The organism is Flavobacterium sp. KKT103, from assembly GCF_055640565.1.
In genome coordinates this window covers 2,415,954-2,431,323 of record NZ_CM145766.1, presented here as the reverse complement: position 1 = coordinate 2,431,323, position 15,370 = coordinate 2,415,954, and the positions used below count along the sequence as shown (strand labels likewise).

Below are 15,370 nucleotides of genomic sequence, written 5' to 3'. Positions count from 1 at the left end.
GCCCTGATAGAAGTGGAAATCCTATTATGGGGATTTTTATCCCCGCAAAAGATTGAAACGGATAGCAGGACACGAGCGAAGCGAACTGACGAAGTAAATAGCTCCTGAAAAAAAAACCGAAACAACTTAATTAAGAGTTTCGGCTTTGTTGTTTTATTTGGTTAACGTTTGAAGCGTATTGTTTTTCTTATTGCTTTCCCAAAAATCATTTAACTTATCCATATCGACAGGATTGGCAGGTGCTTGATTTTGTAAGCGACCAGACTCAAAAGCTCTCGTTAGGATAGTCTCGATCAAAAAGTCCTCATTAGAAACAAAGGGTGCGTACTCAGACTTCAGGTTGATATCAAACATACTCGCTGCTGTGTTAGACCAAAATGCCTTCCACCCACTTTTGAGTGTTTTGACCAAATTAAATGTAGTAACTCCTGTTTGACGATGGATTAGTTTGACTAAAATTCGGCCTTGACTACGAGATAACTTTTTTAGCTTGGCTTCGAATTCATCATTGAGGTATTTCTCGACTATTTTGAAATACTTCTTTTTTTCTCTGTCTGTTGACAACCGTTCCATTCCCTTATTTAAAGCTGTAAGTCGTTCAGAAGCTAATTTCGCATAGGGATAAGTATGATAAACTCGATTTTGAAGAATTAAAAACTGCTTTTTAGCCTCAGGGTCTAGCTTCTCCTTGGATACCACTATTTCTTCGAGTTGTATGGTATCATTAAGAACATCATCAGTCTCTTTTAGCTCATAACCCATTTGTTTAGGATTAGCCGGAATTTCCTGCGCACTACTTGCGAATGATGCGAAACAAAAGAGTGTAAGATAAAATATGCGCTTCATAAGACTTAATTTATTTGTAAAATTATACATTATATATACAACTGTAATACCAAAGTTATATTTTAGCAAAAAATTATTTTTATGAGCACACAATCGATACTAAAAAAGTCTTCACTTGATTTTTTAGAACAATACTTAAACAATGCTTCACCAACTGGATTCGAAGCAGAGGGACAAAAAATATGGATGGATTATTTGAAACCATATGTTGATACTTTTATCACGGATACTTATGGTACTGCCGTGGGGGTTATTAATCCAGATGCTCCTTACAAGGTAGTAATTGAAGGACACGCAGATGAAATTTCATGGTATGTAAATTACATTACTGACGATGGATTAATTTATGTTATCAGAAATGGTGGTTCAGATCATCAAATTGCACCTTCGAAAAGAGTAAATATCCATACCAAAAAAGGAATCGTAAAGGGCGTTTTTGGGTGGCCAGCAATTCACACCAGAATGCGTGATAAAGAAGAAGTACCAAAGCTAACCAACATATTTATAGATTGTGGTTGCGACACTAAAGCAGAAGTTGAAGCATTGGGCGTTCACGTAGGCTGTGTGATTACCTATCCTGATACTTTTACAATATTGAATGATAACAAATTCGTTTGTAGAGCTATTGATAATCGCATGGGTGGTTTTATGATTGCCGAAGTGGCTCGTTTATTACACGAGAATAAAATCAAACTTCCGTTTGGATTGTACATCACCAACTCGGTTCAAGAAGAGGTAGGTCTGCGCGGCGCCGAAATGATTACTAAAACAATCAGACCCAATGTGGCTATAGTAACTGACGTATGTCATGATTCTACTACGCCAATGATTGATAAGAAAATTGAAGGCGAAACAAAAATAGGTAAAGGTCCTGTTGTGACGTATGCGCCTGCGGTACAAAACAACTTAAGAGAATTAATTCTTGATATTGCCGAAGCTAACAAAATCCCTTTTCAAAGATTAGCCTCGTCAAGAGTTACGGGTACAGATACGGATGCCTTTGCTTATAGTAACGGTGGTGTTGCATCAGCATTAATATCTTTGCCATTGCGATATATGCATACTACTGTGGAAATGGTACATCGTGATGACGTAGAAAATGTAATTAAACTTATTTATGAGACTTTATTGAAATTGGAGAACAATGATAATTTTTCTTATTTCAAATCATCAATTAGAATTTAATTTTTAAGTATCATATTTAGGTATAAACTAAAGTACCGCATTATTATCTTGTGAACTTTAAAAAGGCAAATAAAAGGCATCATGAATACATGATGCCTTTTGCATTTTTGTATTTAAACTAAAGTCTACATCAAAAGTTTATTTCGTACTTTGGAGGCATCAGAAAAACAATACCTTCATGAAAAGAATTATCCGAAAATTACTTTTAGGAAATGTATCTAGAATAGGCAAACCTACATTTAATCCTATTCAAAAAAGGATACAAAATATAAAAGCAATTTGGAACAATGACCATCAGGACGATAACGGAATTGAAAAAATAGTTCGTCTCTTTCTTTCAAGCTCTCAGCTTTTTTTTCCTGCGGTTTACCTTAAATATATTGTTTCAAAGAAAGGAACCGAATATGCCGACTTGGCAATCGATTTTTATGTTTTACTAAAAGTCCTTTTCCCTTTACTAATTATAATTAATGAATGGCAGGAAAATAGCATTATTATAGGTTTAATGGTTTACTTAATGTTGGAAACCATTTTATATATACCGACCTTAATTTTTGCCTCCGATTTATTTTCACAACCGCGCTCTTACAAAAGATCAATGTTACTGCTTTTTTTAAACTACTTAGAAATGGTTTTCTCCTTTGCAGTGTTGTACTCCTTTAACACCTATTTCAACAAACCATTTACACATTGGTTCGATCCTATCTACTTTAGTACGATTAGCGCATCCACAATTGGATATGGCGATTTTTATCCGGTTGCACCAATGGGTAAATTTTTAGTTAGTGTACAATCCATGCTTGTTTTAATGTATGTAGTTTTATTCCTGAATTTTTTCTCGACTAAAATCAAGGCAAAAGGCTATTTTGATTCTAGTAGCAAAGAGGAGTTATAGCATTAGTCTTGCTCGCTCTAAATCTTCAGGGGTGTCGATGCCGATTCCAATATGAGTGGTTTCTATCATTTTAATGCGCTTGCCAAATTCTAGGTAGCGCAATTGCTCTAATTTCTCAGAGGCTTCTAATGATTTCATTGGCAAACTATAAAAATCAAGTAGCGCTTGTTTTCTAAAAGCATAAATACCGATGTGCTGCATATAGCGAACACCCGCGTTTTCCTCTCTTGGATATGGAATTACCGATCGTGAAAAGTACAAAGCAAAGCTACTTTGATCCACAACTACCTTTACGTTGTTAGGATTATTGATTTCATCCTTATTCGTTATCTCTCTCATTAAAGAAGCCAAGTCTACTTTTTTGTCAGTGTCTTGTTTAAAAACTTCAATTACTTCTTTTAGCGGTTCAGCATTAATGAAAGGTTCATCGCCTTGAACGTTGATGACAATATCGACATCTAGGTTTACAATTGCCTCTGCTATCCGGTCGCTTCCTGATTCATGTTCATTAATGCTCATGATTGCTTTTCCGCCATGAGATACAATTTCGTTGAATATCAAATCAGAATCGGTTACTACAAAAACATCCTGAAACAAATTAGTGTTTACCGCAGCTTCGTACGTTTTTAAAATCACTGTTTTTCCTCCAAGGTCTTGCATAAGCTTTGCTGGAAATCGAGTGGAAGCATAACGTGCGGGAATGACTGCTATAATTTTCATATACTGCTTTTGAGTTTAAGACAAAAATACTACTATTTTAAAATTATCACGTAATACTTTCTATCTTTAAACTTTAAACATATTAATTTAAATCGCTCATGAAATACTTTGGCTTTCTATTTTCTCTCTTATTAGTTTCGTGTACAACAATCAAAATAAAAGACATTAGTCCTGATTACACTCAAGAAGTAGTAGGGAAAATTAAAATGATGGACATTAAAAAGTACGAGTATAAATTTAACAAAAAGGACACTGTTAATCTAGTTAAGACTATCATCGTACATTTTGATAAGGACCAAAAATTAATAAGTGAAAAAATATTTACCGAAGAAGGAAGTAAAGAATCAAATTTCAAATATAGCAACGATTTAATTATAGAAAAAGAGGTGATTTCAGCAAATGATACTGCCGTTATAACTTTCAAATACGACAACCAAGATAATATCATTGAGGAAATAGCAGCTGATCGCAATGGCATATTTAATATTACAAATCAGACTTTCGATAAATACCATAATCCAATCGAAATAAAAAAGAACTTCTACAACAAAATCAGACATTCGACTTCTAACGACTACAATTACAAAAAGAAATTTATAATTAGTAAGAGCATTATGGATACCGTAGTGAAAAAGGAAGTGATAACTAAAAGGTATTTTGACAAAAATGGCTTTATCTTAAAAACTGAAAACCTTAATTCAAATTCAAAATACTATACTCACATAATCGATAAGAAAGGAAATCTACTTTCAAAAACATTTCATGATGGCAACGGAACGATTATAGAAACTGTGACTTTTAAAAACACCTATGACACTGCAGGAAATATAAAAACAAGGGAACGTTTTTTAAACAACAAATTAATTGACAAAACTATTTATGTCAATACCTATTATTGATCCGTTCATTTTTTTGATCTCTCATAAAAAACCACTTGCAAATAAACTAAGAAGAATAACGAAAAAATAAGTAGGCTGAGAAAAAACTAAATTAATCTCATAGTAGTATTAGTTAAAATCAATCTACGAAACTTTCATCTTTAAAACCTATTAGGTACAATTTATTTTTTGCCCGAGTCATAGCAGTGTACAACCATCTTATGTAATCTCTATCTATTCCGTTAGGTAAATACGGCTGTTCTATAAAAACAGTATTCCATTGTCCACCCTGAGATTTGTGACAAGTGATAGCATAAGAGAATTTCACTTGCAAGCCATTGAAATATTCGTTCGCTTTTACCTTTTGGAATTGTTTGAATTTTGTTTCACCTTCGTAATCCTTCAAGACCTCTTGGTACAATCTATTAGACTCTTCAAATGTTAGTGATGGTGATTCGCTTTTTATAGTATCTAAAAGCAAAACCGTTTCAAAAGGTTTTTGATCTGGGTAATCGACCATCCTAATTTTTACATTGGCAAACTTAAACCCATACAATTCTTTAATGTTGAAAATCTCTAAAACTTCGATTATATCACCATTAGCTATAAAACCGGCATGGTCGGATTCTTTCAACCAAAAGTAATTGTTTTTGACCACCATCAAGAAATCACCTGTTGACAATTCGCTTTCCTTATCTAAAATTTTAGTTCGGATTTGCTCATTGTATTGATTGGCTCTTTTATTAGAGCGAACGATAAAAGCGGTGTCTTCGATACTATAATTACTATAAGCGCTATTGATAGCATCTTGAATATCGTAACCATCAACAAGACGAACAATATCTTTGAATTTTTTTACATCAAACTGAAAATCGGTTATAAAGGAGTCTTTCAATAATTCTCGAAGTTCAGTTGCGTTGTATAAAATCCCCGAACTTTCTTCCTGACGCATCACTTCGTCTAACTCAATATAATCGACTTCCTTATTATAGTTCATACTTAATGTCTGGATATCTAGAGCTGGACTAATGTCTAAATTTACGGGTGGCAACTGAGCAGTGTCCCCAAGTAAAATCATTTTACAATTTACACCTGAATAGACATAAGATATTAAATCATCGAGTAAAGAACCATTCGCATACATTTTAGAATCAGAGTCGACATCAGAAATCATAGAAGCTTCATCGACAATAAAAATAGTGTTTTTATGTTTGTTCTGCTGTAGCGTAAACGACAATCCGCCACCAGCATTCTTTTTAGGAAAGTATATTTTTTTATGAATTGTAAAAGCGGGCTTATCGGAATAATTGGCAATCACTTTAGCGGCTCTACCCGTTGGAGCTAGCAGCACATATTTTTTATTAATTTCTAAAAGGTTATTTACTATGGTCGAAATTACTGTAGTCTTTCCCGTTCCTGCATATCCCTTTAGGACAAAAATAGTATCGTTTTGATTTTCGGTTAAAAAAATAGCAATCTTCTGAAAAAATATATCTTGATTATAGGTCGGACTAAAAGGAAATTTATTTTTTAAAAGACTGTAAAAGGTAGCAGAAATCATAGGTGGTAATCCTTTTTAAAATGAACCTCAAAGATAAGCTTTACATTTTATAATGATCCTTAAACAGTAAACCGTTTTTTAAATCAAATGGTTTTAGTACTCTATTCAATTCCCTAAGATGAAATTGATGCTGACTTGCACGCTATACTTTTTAGAAAGAAAGTAAAGCTTGGCTTGCTATATTAAAGTAAGAAAGAAAAAAAATCGTAAGTTTGCTGCTGGAATTTAAAAGACCGAAACTGCTGCAAAGCGCATCATATGACTTCACAAAACATCAATATCACTGAAAAATTATATAAGAAACTTTCTATTCAAGTCTCTTTGAATGGTTTATCGTTCTGTTGTTTTGATACTTTAAATGGAACCATTACTTCCTTCAATGAGTTGCGATTTGATCGTTTTCACAAAGACATCAAAATTGAAGAATTGTTTGCCAACGCTTTTGAGGAATATCAGGAGTTGAAAGCTAATTATGATGATGTTTTAATCATTCATAATAACAATTTATCCACTTTAGTTCCGGCGCCTTTATTTGATGATAATTATTTAGGAAGCTATTTACAATACAACACTAAAGTTTTTGAAACCGACTTTTTTGCTTTCGACACTTTATCCAATTACGATATCAATACGGTTTATATTCCGTATGTGAATATGAATAACTTTTTTATCGACAAGTTTGGGACTTTCGATTACAAACATGCCAATAGTATTTTAGTTACTAAATTATTGGATGCCTCCAAAAACAAAGAAGATAAAAAAATGACCGTTCATTTTAATGAAGGGCATTTTGAAATTATAGTAATTCAAAATCAAAAGTTGCTCTTATTTAATAGTTTTGAATATGTAACACCGGAGGACTTCATTTACTATATCTTATTTACTGCCGAACAACTTAATTTAAATCCTGAAAATTTCATACTAGAATTAATAGGTGCAATTGACCAGGATAGTGCTTATTACAAAATCGCATACAAATACATTCGTACCGTATCGTTAATAGATGTGGAAGATTTACGATGGAACAATTATTTTTCTGAGGCCGAAAACAGAAATCATTTTATACTTTTCAACTCATGAGAATCATTTCAGGAAAATACAAAGGGAGACGCATCAATCCGCCAAAAGGACTACCCGTTCGACCTACAACCGACATGTCTAAAGAGGCACTGTTTAATGTTTTAAACAATCATTTCAGCTTTGAAGGACTAAAAGTTTTGGATCTTTTTGCTGGAACAGGAAACATAAGTTACGAATTTGCCTCGAGAGGAAGTTCACCTATAACATCAGTTGATGGCGATTTTGGTTGCGTGAAATTCATCAAGCAAACTGCCGCTGAGTATGACTTTCCAATCGCCGCAACTAAAAGTGATGTGTTTAAATTTTTAGAACGAAACAATGCCACATTCGATATTGTTTTTGCTGATCCACCTTACGGATTGGACCAAGCAACATTTGAGAAAATAGTTTTACTTATTTTTGAAAAAAACACCCTTAGCGAAGAAGGCATGATGGTTATTGAACATTCTAAATATACAAAGCTTGATCATATGCCTCATTTTTCATTTCAAAAAAGTTACGGAGGATCGATTTTTACTTTCTTCGAATTTGAATCTGATGAAGATAAGGAGCACGACGACGACTCAGAGGAAGACTTTGATGAAGATGGCGAAGAAGAATAAAACACAAAAAAATCCCTCATTGAGGGATTTCTGTTTTAGTAGCCAGTAGCTATTACTTTAAGAAGGTAAAGGCGCTTTTAACTTTGTAAAAACCTTGTCATAAGTAGGTGTTCCAATCTCATATTTTATCCCTTCATTGATTACAAACTCCGTTAAGGAAGCAAGTTCAAATTTGCCTCCCGCTAAAAGATCTCGGTGCATCGAAGAAGTAGCATCGTGCGGTGTTTTCTCTAATTTTAATATGGTTTGCATAATAATGTCGTTAGGTAAATTCAACCCTTTGACCGCCGCAATCATGGTGATTTCATTAAGTAGTTCTACATAAATTGCCCTACTTGCATCCGTTGCTATAATTTGTCCAATATTTTGATCCAAATACGAGGTCGCCGAGGCTAAGGCCGAGATGAAAATAAACTTTTCCCAAACTTTATCTTCAATATTATCAACAAGATAGCTTTCAATCCCTGCTTTACTAAAAATCGTTTGTAGTTCTTTCAACCGATTCATTGGTGCTGATGGAGAACCAAAGAACAGCTTTTCAAAAGGCCCTATTTTACGAATAACACCCGGACTTTCGATCATTGACACTATATAAACACACCCTTGTAAAACTTCATGATCAGGATACATCGTACTTATTCTTTCGGGAGCATCGACACCGTTATATAATGGTAAAACAATAGTATTTTTCTTGAAACATTTTTGGATTGAATTCAGGCTTTCTTCAATATCATAGGTTTTGGTAGCACAAATAATATAATCCAGTTTCCCTATTGCTTCTGGATCATTCGAAACTAAAAAGGGATGAGCAACGATTACCGCATCATCGGTTTTAATAGTAAGGCCATTGGCTTTAATTATTCGTTGCGTTTCTCCACGAGCAATAAAAATAATTTCTATTGTATCGGAATTGGAATACGTTTTGGCTAAAAGCCCACCAAAATAACCACCTACTCCTCCTAAACCTAAAATTCCAATTCTTGTTTTCATAATGTATGCTGGTATTAAAAAATAAACCATCAAACAGTTTTCTAATTAAGCCAAATGACTCAACAAAATACTTTCTTGATGGTTTACTATTCGATGATTCTAATTAGAAGAATGAATCTCAAAAATAAAAAAAAACAGACCTATAAGCCGGATTCTGTTAACACCGAAATAAATCGATGTCACCTTATCATTTATCTAGACTTATAATTACTCATAAGCTCAAGCTACCTACCCTTCAACAACGAACGAGACGCCCTTAAATGCTGATATACTTGGTATTTCACCGCGTAGAGTTTACCTGGTTTCACTACAGCATTACCTGTACATACTTTCTGTTGCACTTGTCCTATCCGCCTTGACGGATGACGGGTGTTACCCGCTACGCTTCTCTACGGTGTCCGGACTTTCCTCCCTCTTACTTCTAAAAGTAAAACGACGATAAGGCGGTCTGTGGTGCAAATTTACGTTTTTTAATTAATGATTTTAATTTAACTTTAATTAGTTTAACAACTAATTGTAATAACTTCACTATAAATTACTTAATTTTAAAAATAATTCCAAACAACAATAGTATGAGCCAAATATATAAATATGCAAGCGTATCAAAAGCACTAGACGAACTCCATGAAAAAGGCTTTACTTTTGACTTTAATTTACATGAAGATCAAATCGTAAAAAATCCAGAACGATATGAAATTAAACACATTTACAGGTACGAAGGTAATTCTAACCCCGATGATGAGTCTATAGTATATGGTATTCAATCTAAATCGGGTAAAAAAGGAGTTTTTGTAGCTGGCTTTTCGGCAAATAGCGCCACTGAAGCGACTCAAGTACTCGTAAACATTAGTATTAAAGAGCGTAATTCAGGAAGACGATAAACCGATTTCACTTGAAATATAAAGCAAACTGATTTGTTAAAATGTTTTAATATTTAAATTTTTCATTCTTTGAATTATAAACTATATTTGCTTTCGAATTCAAGTATATGGAACAATTTGTAGTATCAGCTCGTAAGTACCGTCCTCAAACATTTAACGATGTTGTGGGTCAAAAAGCGATTACAAATACTTTATTGAATGCCATAGAGAGTAATCATTTAGCTTCTGCTTTACTATTTACAGGACCTAGAGGAGTAGGAAAAACTACTTGTGCACGTATTCTTGCTCGAAAAATCAATCAACCAGGATATGATGATCCTAATGAAGATTTTGCATTTAATGTTTTTGAGTTAGATGCCGCTTCTAATAACTCCGTTGATGATATTAGAAATTTAATTGACCAAGTGCGCATCCCGCCACAAACAGGTAAATACAAAGTATATATAATTGACGAGGTACATATGCTGTCGTCTGCAGCTTTTAATGCTTTTCTAAAAACATTAGAAGAGCCACCAAAGCATGCTATTTTTATACTTGCAACTACTGAAAAGCATAAAATTATCCCTACCATATTGTCTCGTTGTCAAATATTTGATTTCAAACGAATTACTGTAAAAGATGCGAAAGAACATTTAGCTGAAGTTGCTTTAAACCAAGGAATCGAATTTGAAGATGATGCTCTGCACATTATAGCTCAAAAAGCTGATGGAGCCATGCGAGATGCTTTGTCAATTTTTGACAGGGTCGTATCGTATTGTGGTAAAAACTTAACGCGTCAAGCAGTTACGGAAAACCTAAATGTGTTGGATTACGAGACGTATATTAACGTAACCGACCTTATTTTAGAAAATAAAATACCTGATTTACTGTTGTCTTTTAATGACATATTAGCTAAAGGATTTGACGCACATCATTTTGTTTCAGGCTTAGCTACTCACTTTAGAGATCTTTTAGTTAGCAAAACACCCGCTACTTTAAGTTTATTAGAAGTTGGCGAACAAGCGCAAAAAATGTATGGCTTACAAGCGCAAAAGAGTGATCAAGACTTCCTTCTAAAAGGAATTGCGATCGCAAATGATTGTGATTTAAAGTACAAAGTTAGCCAAAATCAGCGTTTACTTGTTGAACTTTGCTTAATGCAACTTGCCTCTATCAATTTTGATGGAGAAAAAAAAAAGTTGAGTCCTTTATAATTCCACCTACACACTTTAGAAAAAAAGACTATTCAATTGTAAGTGAAGTTAAACCAGTAAATAAGCCACTTGCTGAAAAAATTGTTTCTCAAAATTCTTCCAGCTCTCAAGAGGAGAAAAAGATAATCGAGCCAAAAACCGTTCCTTCGATTCCAAAACCTGAAGATAATAGTCCTAAATATTCGGCTTTATCTCTTTCAAGTATTAGAGCCAAAAAAGCTTTAGAGGAAAGTAGCAAAACGATTGTAAAAGAAACGACACATTTACCAACAGAAGAATTTACCGAGACAGAAATGCTTTTGCAATGGACTAAATACGCTAAAAAACTAGGTGACAAAGGGTTTAAAATCATGGAATCCCTTTTACTGATTAACGATCCCGTTTTAAATGGAACATCTATTAGTATTGAATTGCCAAATGAAGGCTCAAAACTAGATTTTGAAAAAGAATTAAATGGTCTTTTAGGACATTTAAGAGGTCATTTGCATAATCACAACATTACTATTGAAGTAATTGTAAACGAAGCAGTCACTAATCGAAAAAGTTTTAACGATCAAGATAGATACAATCGTTTACATGAAATAAATCCAAATATTGAGCTCTTACGCACAACATTTGGATTGGATTTAAACGCTTAAAAAAGCGTTTTTTTTATTCTATGGATTTTAAAATAATCCGAAAATTTATATTTTACCGTAATACATCGCTTTCACAATACCATCAGAAAGACCAATTTTAGGTACATATATTTGTCTAGCTCCGCTCCATTTCATTGCATTTAAATAAATGCGTACTGCAGGAATAATTACATCAGCACGATCTGGATTCAGTCCTAATTCAGAAATTCTTTGCTCGTAAGTCAACGAGTTTAAAAAAGCATATTGAGAGTTTACATAAATATAGGAAAGTGGTTTTTCCTGCAATTTCCCTGACATTTTAAACAACTTATTAATGTTTCCACCAGAACCGATAATAGATATTTCTTCATAATCTGCTGTATTTGACTTAATCCATTTTTCGATTTCTTCCCACACTACATCGCAAACCATATTGTTCAATAACCTTACGGTACCTGCTTTAAAAGATCTAGAGTTTATTAATTTTCCGGCCGAGAACAATGTGAATTCTGTGCTTCCACCACCTACATCCACAAAAAGGTAGGTTTCATCAGATTTTAATAGATGATTTAAATCAGTTGATGCAATAATCGCTGCTTCTTTTTTACCATCAATAATTTCGATTTTAATATTAGCCTGCTCTTGAATCAACTCAACGACTTCCTTACCATTATATGCTTCTCGCATAGCCGACGTAGCATAAGCTCTATAATCTTGTACTTTGTGTACCTTCATCAAAAGGTGAAATGCCTTCATTGCATCACACATTCTATCAATGTTTTCTGCAGAAATTTCTCCCACTGTAAAGGCATCTTGACCTAAACGAATAGGCACTCGAACAAGTGAACTTTTATTAAATTGCGTTTCTTTACCTTCTTGTTCTACAATATTAACCACCAAAAGTCGCATGGCATTAGAGCCAATATCAATTGCAGCGTATTTTTTAATTTTAATCATAACGTATTAGTGTGAATTGGGACGTTAAAAAACGTTATTTCTTATTTAGGCAGGATCCTCATTTACCATATTTACCTTCGCTTGATAATATTTATATGTCTCAAGTTGCGCTCTAAAAACAGGCTCCCCATTATTACCTCTGTATTTATTATCTAAATTTTCGGAGTGGTACCTCGCTTTGACGTTACCTTTCCAACCTAAATCAAAATTTTCAATCAGTTCATTTTTAATTTCTTGATCATATATCGGGCAAGTCACTTCCACACGTCCGTCTAAATTTCTTGTCATAAAATCTGCCGAGGAGATGTAAACCTCTGTTTGTCCCGCATTTCCGAAAATATATATTCTAGAATGTTCCAAATAATTATCAACGATACTAATTGCTTCAATATTGGCACTCATTCCTTTTACGCCAGGAATTAAAGAACAAATACCTCTAACCTCCAATTGAATCTTTACACCTGCATTACTAGCCTCATATAATTTATCAATCATACCAAAATCAGAAAGACTGTTCATTTTTAACTTGATATAGGTTTTTCTTCCTGCTAGAGCATGTAAAATTTCTCTATCTATTAACTTATAAAATCGGCTACGGGTGTAGTGAGGAGATACAATTAAGTGCTTATAACGATGAATACGATAGTTGATATTAAAAAATTCAAATATTTTAGTTATGTCTTTTAAAATTTGTTGATGACTCGTAAATAAGGTCACATCAGTGTAAATTTTTGCAGTGGCTTCATTAAAATTACCTGTTGAAATAAAACCATACCTTTTCGTCTTGCCTTCTTCATTTCTCTCAATAACACAAATTTTGCTGTGTACTTTCAATCCTTTAATTCCAAAAATTAAATTAATTCCTTCCGTTTGCATCTGCTCCGCATACGATATATTTGAAGCTTCATCAAAACGTGCTTGCAGCTCAATTTGTACGGTAACCTTTTTACCATTTTTAGCTGCATTGATCAAGGAACTTACAATTTGAGAATTTTTTGCCAGTCGGTAAAGCGTAATACTGATAGAAGTTACCTTTGGATCTAAAGCTGCTTCGCGTAAAAACTTAGTCAGATAAGAGAAAGATTGGTATGGAGCGTTTAACAGATAATCTTTCTTGCTGATTTTTTCCAAAATACTTCCTTCAAGATCTAAGCCTGGAACCGGTAATGAAACATTTTTTTTGTACAATAAATCATATCTACCTAGGCTAGGAAAATCCATATAATCGCGTCGGTTATGATACCTACCACCAGGAATTATACTATCTGTAGATACAATTTTCATCTTTTCAAGAAAAAAAGAAAGTGTATCTGCTTCGATCAATTGATCATAAATAAAACGTACTGGTTCTCCTACTCGCCTTTCCTTAACACTGGTTGAAATTTTCTCCAGCATACTTTTACTCAAGTCACTATCAATATCTAATTGGGCATCTCTACTAATTTTAATCATGTGAGCTGAGACACTTTCGTAATCAAAAATATTAAAAATACCTTCGAGGTTGTGTCTAATCACATCATCAATTAAAATCACATATTGATTATGATCAGATGAAGGTAGAACAACAAATCGATTCATTGTCTTAGGTATTTCTATGATGGCATAACGCACTTCAGCATCCTTTTTCATCACCAATTTAACAGCTAAATAACCAATATTATCTCTCAATAAAGGAAATTCGGCTAAATCATTTAAGATAATAGTTACTAATTCTGGACTCAATTTTTGAATAAAAAAGTCTTTCAAAAATATTTCTTGCTCTTCAGAAATTTCATTTTCATTAATAATAAAAATGTTTTCAGTCTCTAATTTAGTCTCTATTTCTTTCAAAATAAGCAAACTTTCAGTCTGATGTTCAATCACAATTTCGGTAATATCTTTAACTAATTGCTGAGCCGAAATACCGCCAAGGATTTTTTCTCCAGTCTTCCCTGACAAACTTAATCTGCGAATAGCCGCAAAACGAACTCTAAAAAATTCATCTAAATTATTTGAAAAAATTCCTAAAAAGCGCAATCGATCTAGTAGTGGGACTGAATCATCAGCTGCTTCTTGAAGTACTCTTGCATTAAATGCTAACCAACTTTTCTCTCTGTCAATATATTTTTTTTGTAACACTAGGGTAATTATTTTAAGTCTTTTGGGTTTACTATTTTATTGGTCTTTCCTTTACTAATCTTTGTCCAACAATTGGTATCAAAAGAAATTGATACAAATCCTGCTGTGGGTACATTAGCTATTAAAACATCCCCAAATTTATTAACAAAATCTGTAATAGCTGCATTATGACCAAAAAGAATAACATTATCGGCTACTTTATCAAAAGATTTAATGATTTTTTCTAATTGCTTCCCATCAAACGTGTACAATTGCTTGTTAAATACAATATTTTCAACAGGAAAATGAACATTTTGTGCAAAAATTATTGCAGTCGAGGCAGCTCTTTTTGCTGTACTACTACAAATAGTAAAAGTCTTCGGCAAAAACTCATGAACATTAGAGGAAACCAAATGAGCATCATCAATACCTCGCTTTTCAAGTAAACGATCAATGTCATTTACTGGACTATCCCAGCTAGATTTTGCGTGTCGAATCAAGATTAAGTTTTTCATAATTTGAACTTTTAATATAGCTATTATCAGATTACAATTTATGGAGATAATTTTAAATAATAGGCAAAATATTTGATCGCTTACGAAAATCTTAGTTATCAAAGTATTCTTTGCCTTAGCCTAAAAATATAATTTTGTAGTACAATACTACATTTTTTACACTTAATCGGTATAAAACAACACTTTATCGATTATTTTTTTGGATTATATCTTATGACTATCTACATTTGATGTAATTAAAAGGCGATAAAGAATAAAAAGTTGATTAACAACTTAAAAAGAAAGCTAACACTAATGGTCAAATTTTACCACTTAAACGACTATTTAGGTTAGTTAAAGATTAAAATTGAAAA

16 protein-coding genes and 1 other RNA gene are annotated in these 15,370 nt (G+C 33.2%); 8 read left to right on the top strand and 9 right to left on the bottom strand.

The annotated features are described in order from the left end of the window. Positions 1-153: 153 nt before the first annotated feature. Positions 154-846 (bottom strand): DUF4294 domain-containing protein, encoded by a 693-nt coding sequence (locus tag ACZ2G0_RS10380; protein ID WP_470307582.1) that lies wholly within the window; start codon positions 844-846, stop codon positions 154-156. Between the two features lie 81 nt (positions 847-927). On the opposite strand from ACZ2G0_RS10380, the gene ACZ2G0_RS10375 reads away from it, so the two are divergent. Together ACZ2G0_RS10375 and ACZ2G0_RS10370 are read left to right on the top strand one after the other, a co-directional pair. Next, the gene (locus ACZ2G0_RS10375) at positions 928-2,031 is read left to right on the top strand and encodes a M42 family metallopeptidase (RefSeq protein WP_470307581.1); all 1,104 of its coding nucleotides are present in this window, start codon (positions 928-930) and stop codon (positions 2,029-2,031) included. A gap of 178 nt (positions 2,032-2,209) precedes the next feature. Beyond that, on the top strand, positions 2,210-2,926 hold the full coding sequence (locus ACZ2G0_RS10370) for a potassium channel family protein (RefSeq protein WP_470307580.1): 717 nt from the start codon (positions 2,210-2,212) through the stop codon (positions 2,924-2,926). Here ACZ2G0_RS10370 and kdsB read toward each other — a convergent pair. Continuing rightward, a complete protein-coding gene (gene kdsB / locus ACZ2G0_RS10365) occupies positions 2,921-3,646 on the bottom strand; it encodes a 3-deoxy-manno-octulosonate cytidylyltransferase (protein ID WP_470307579.1) in 726 nt (241 codons plus the stop codon). The two genes, ACZ2G0_RS10370 and kdsB, sit on opposite strands and share 6 nt — an antisense overlap. A 98-nt stretch (positions 3,647-3,744) precedes the next feature. Here kdsB and ACZ2G0_RS10360 point away from each other — a divergent pair, with 98 nt between their 5' ends. After that, positions 3,745-4,545 carry a hypothetical protein gene (locus tag ACZ2G0_RS10360; RefSeq protein WP_470307578.1) on the top strand — a complete coding sequence of 267 codons (801 nt, stop codon included), beginning with the start codon at positions 3,745-3,747 and terminating at the stop codon, positions 4,543-4,545. A gap of 118 nt (positions 4,546-4,663) precedes the next feature. On the opposite strand, the gene ACZ2G0_RS10355 is transcribed toward ACZ2G0_RS10360, so the two are convergent. After that, positions 4,664-6,085, bottom strand: a complete 1,422-nt coding sequence (locus ACZ2G0_RS10355) for an ATP-dependent DNA helicase (RefSeq protein WP_470307577.1) — start codon at positions 6,083-6,085, stop codon at positions 4,664-4,666. Between the two features lie 258 nt (positions 6,086-6,343). On the opposite strand from ACZ2G0_RS10355, the gene ACZ2G0_RS10350 reads away from it, so the two are divergent. Further along, positions 6,344-7,165: a DUF3822 family protein gene (locus tag ACZ2G0_RS10350; RefSeq protein ID WP_470307576.1), complete on the top strand. Its 822-nt coding sequence runs from the start codon at positions 6,344-6,346 to the stop codon at positions 7,163-7,165. Beyond that, positions 7,162-7,767, top strand: coding sequence for an RsmD family RNA methyltransferase (locus tag ACZ2G0_RS10345; RefSeq protein ID WP_470307575.1), 606 nt, complete (start codon positions 7,162-7,164; stop codon positions 7,765-7,767). The genes ACZ2G0_RS10350 and ACZ2G0_RS10345 overlap by 4 nt, the downstream gene beginning before the upstream one ends. Positions 7,768-7,824: 57 nt before the next feature. On the opposite strand, the gene ACZ2G0_RS10340 is transcribed toward ACZ2G0_RS10345, so the two are convergent. Together ACZ2G0_RS10340 and rnpB are read right to left on the bottom strand one after the other, a co-directional pair. Next, the gene (locus ACZ2G0_RS10340) at positions 7,825-8,757 is read right to left on the bottom strand and encodes a ketopantoate reductase family protein (protein WP_470307574.1); all 933 of its coding nucleotides are present in this window, start codon (positions 8,755-8,757) and stop codon (positions 7,825-7,827) included. Between the two features lie 127 nt (positions 8,758-8,884). After that, an RNA gene (gene rnpB / locus ACZ2G0_RS10335) (RNase P RNA component class A) lies at positions 8,885-9,212 on the bottom strand. 117 nt (positions 9,213-9,329) lie between these two features. Here rnpB and ACZ2G0_RS10330 point away from each other — a divergent pair. Continuing rightward, on the top strand, positions 9,330-9,638 hold the full coding sequence (locus tag ACZ2G0_RS10330) for a hypothetical protein (protein ID WP_470307573.1): 309 nt from the start codon (positions 9,330-9,332) through the stop codon (positions 9,636-9,638). Positions 9,639-9,745: 107 nt separating this feature from the next. Next, a complete protein-coding gene (gene dnaX, locus ACZ2G0_RS10325; RefSeq protein WP_470307572.1) occupies positions 9,746-10,831 on the top strand; it encodes a DNA polymerase III subunit gamma/tau in 1,086 nt (361 codons plus the stop codon). Between the two features lie 106 nt (positions 10,832-10,937). Here dnaX and ACZ2G0_RS10320 read toward each other — a convergent pair whose 3' ends face one another. Then, entirely contained in the window at positions 10,938-11,183 is a 246-nt protein-coding gene (locus ACZ2G0_RS10320; protein WP_470307571.1) for a hypothetical protein, read from the bottom strand. On the opposite strand from ACZ2G0_RS10320, the gene ACZ2G0_RS10315 reads away from it, so the two are divergent. After that, entirely contained in the window at positions 11,182-11,469 is a 288-nt protein-coding gene (locus ACZ2G0_RS10315; RefSeq protein ID WP_470307570.1) for a DNA polymerase III, read from the top strand. The genes ACZ2G0_RS10320 and ACZ2G0_RS10315 overlap by 2 nt on opposite strands. Before the next feature lie 45 nt (positions 11,470-11,514). Here ACZ2G0_RS10315 and ACZ2G0_RS10310 read toward each other — a convergent pair whose 3' ends face one another. From ACZ2G0_RS10310 to ACZ2G0_RS10300, 3 genes are read right to left on the bottom strand one after another with little or no spacing between them, the layout of a single operon-like run. Then, the gene (locus ACZ2G0_RS10310) at positions 11,515-12,405 is read right to left on the bottom strand and encodes a Ppx/GppA phosphatase family protein (RefSeq protein ID WP_470307569.1); all 891 of its coding nucleotides are present in this window, start codon (positions 12,403-12,405) and stop codon (positions 11,515-11,517) included. 45 nt (positions 12,406-12,450) lie between these two features. Then, positions 12,451-14,523, bottom strand: coding sequence for a polyphosphate kinase 1 (gene ppk1, locus ACZ2G0_RS10305; protein WP_470307568.1), 2,073 nt, complete (start codon positions 14,521-14,523; stop codon positions 12,451-12,453). 8 nt (positions 14,524-14,531) lie between these two features. Next, a complete protein-coding gene (locus tag ACZ2G0_RS10300) occupies positions 14,532-15,017 on the bottom strand; it encodes a SixA phosphatase family protein (RefSeq protein ID WP_470307567.1) in 486 nt (161 codons plus the stop codon). Positions 15,018-15,370 lie beyond the last annotated feature (353 nt).

Coding starts and splice junctions, on each gene's coding strand:
- ACZ2G0_RS10310 (WP_470307569.1), bottom strand. CDS start 12,405: ATGATTAAAATTAAAAAATACGCTGCAATTGATATTGGCTCTAATGCC.
- ACZ2G0_RS10330 (WP_470307573.1), top strand. CDS start 9,330: ATGAGCCAAATATATAAATATGCAAGCGTATCAAAAGCACTAGACGAA.
- ACZ2G0_RS10350 (WP_470307576.1), top strand. CDS start 6,344: ATGACTTCACAAAACATCAATATCACTGAAAAATTATATAAGAAACTT.
- ACZ2G0_RS10370 (WP_470307580.1), top strand. CDS start 2,210: ATGAAAAGAATTATCCGAAAATTACTTTTAGGAAATGTATCTAGAATA.
- ACZ2G0_RS10320 (WP_470307571.1), bottom strand. CDS start 11,183: ATGATTTTAAACCCTTTGTCACCTAGTTTTTTAGCGTATTTAGTCCAT.
- ACZ2G0_RS10360 (WP_470307578.1), top strand. CDS start 3,745: ATGAAATACTTTGGCTTTCTATTTTCTCTCTTATTAGTTTCGTGTACA.
- kdsB (WP_470307579.1), bottom strand. CDS start 3,646: ATGAAAATTATAGCAGTCATTCCCGCACGTTATGCTTCCACTCGATTT.
- ACZ2G0_RS10300 (WP_470307567.1), bottom strand. CDS start 15,017: ATGAAAAACTTAATCTTGATTCGACACGCAAAATCTAGCTGGGATAGT.
- ACZ2G0_RS10315 (WP_470307570.1), top strand. CDS start 11,182: ATGGAATCCCTTTTACTGATTAACGATCCCGTTTTAAATGGAACATCT.
- dnaX (WP_470307572.1), top strand. CDS start 9,746: ATGGAACAATTTGTAGTATCAGCTCGTAAGTACCGTCCTCAAACATTT.
- ACZ2G0_RS10340 (WP_470307574.1), bottom strand. CDS start 8,757: ATGAAAACAAGAATTGGAATTTTAGGTTTAGGAGGAGTAGGTGGTTAT.
- ACZ2G0_RS10375 (WP_470307581.1), top strand. CDS start 928: ATGAGCACACAATCGATACTAAAAAAGTCTTCACTTGATTTTTTAGAA.
- ACZ2G0_RS10380 (WP_470307582.1), bottom strand. CDS start 846: ATGAAGCGCATATTTTATCTTACACTCTTTTGTTTCGCATCATTCGCA.
- ACZ2G0_RS10345 (WP_470307575.1), top strand. CDS start 7,162: ATGAGAATCATTTCAGGAAAATACAAAGGGAGACGCATCAATCCGCCA.
- ACZ2G0_RS10355 (WP_470307577.1), bottom strand. CDS start 6,085: ATGATTTCTGCTACCTTTTACAGTCTTTTAAAAAATAAATTTCCTTTT.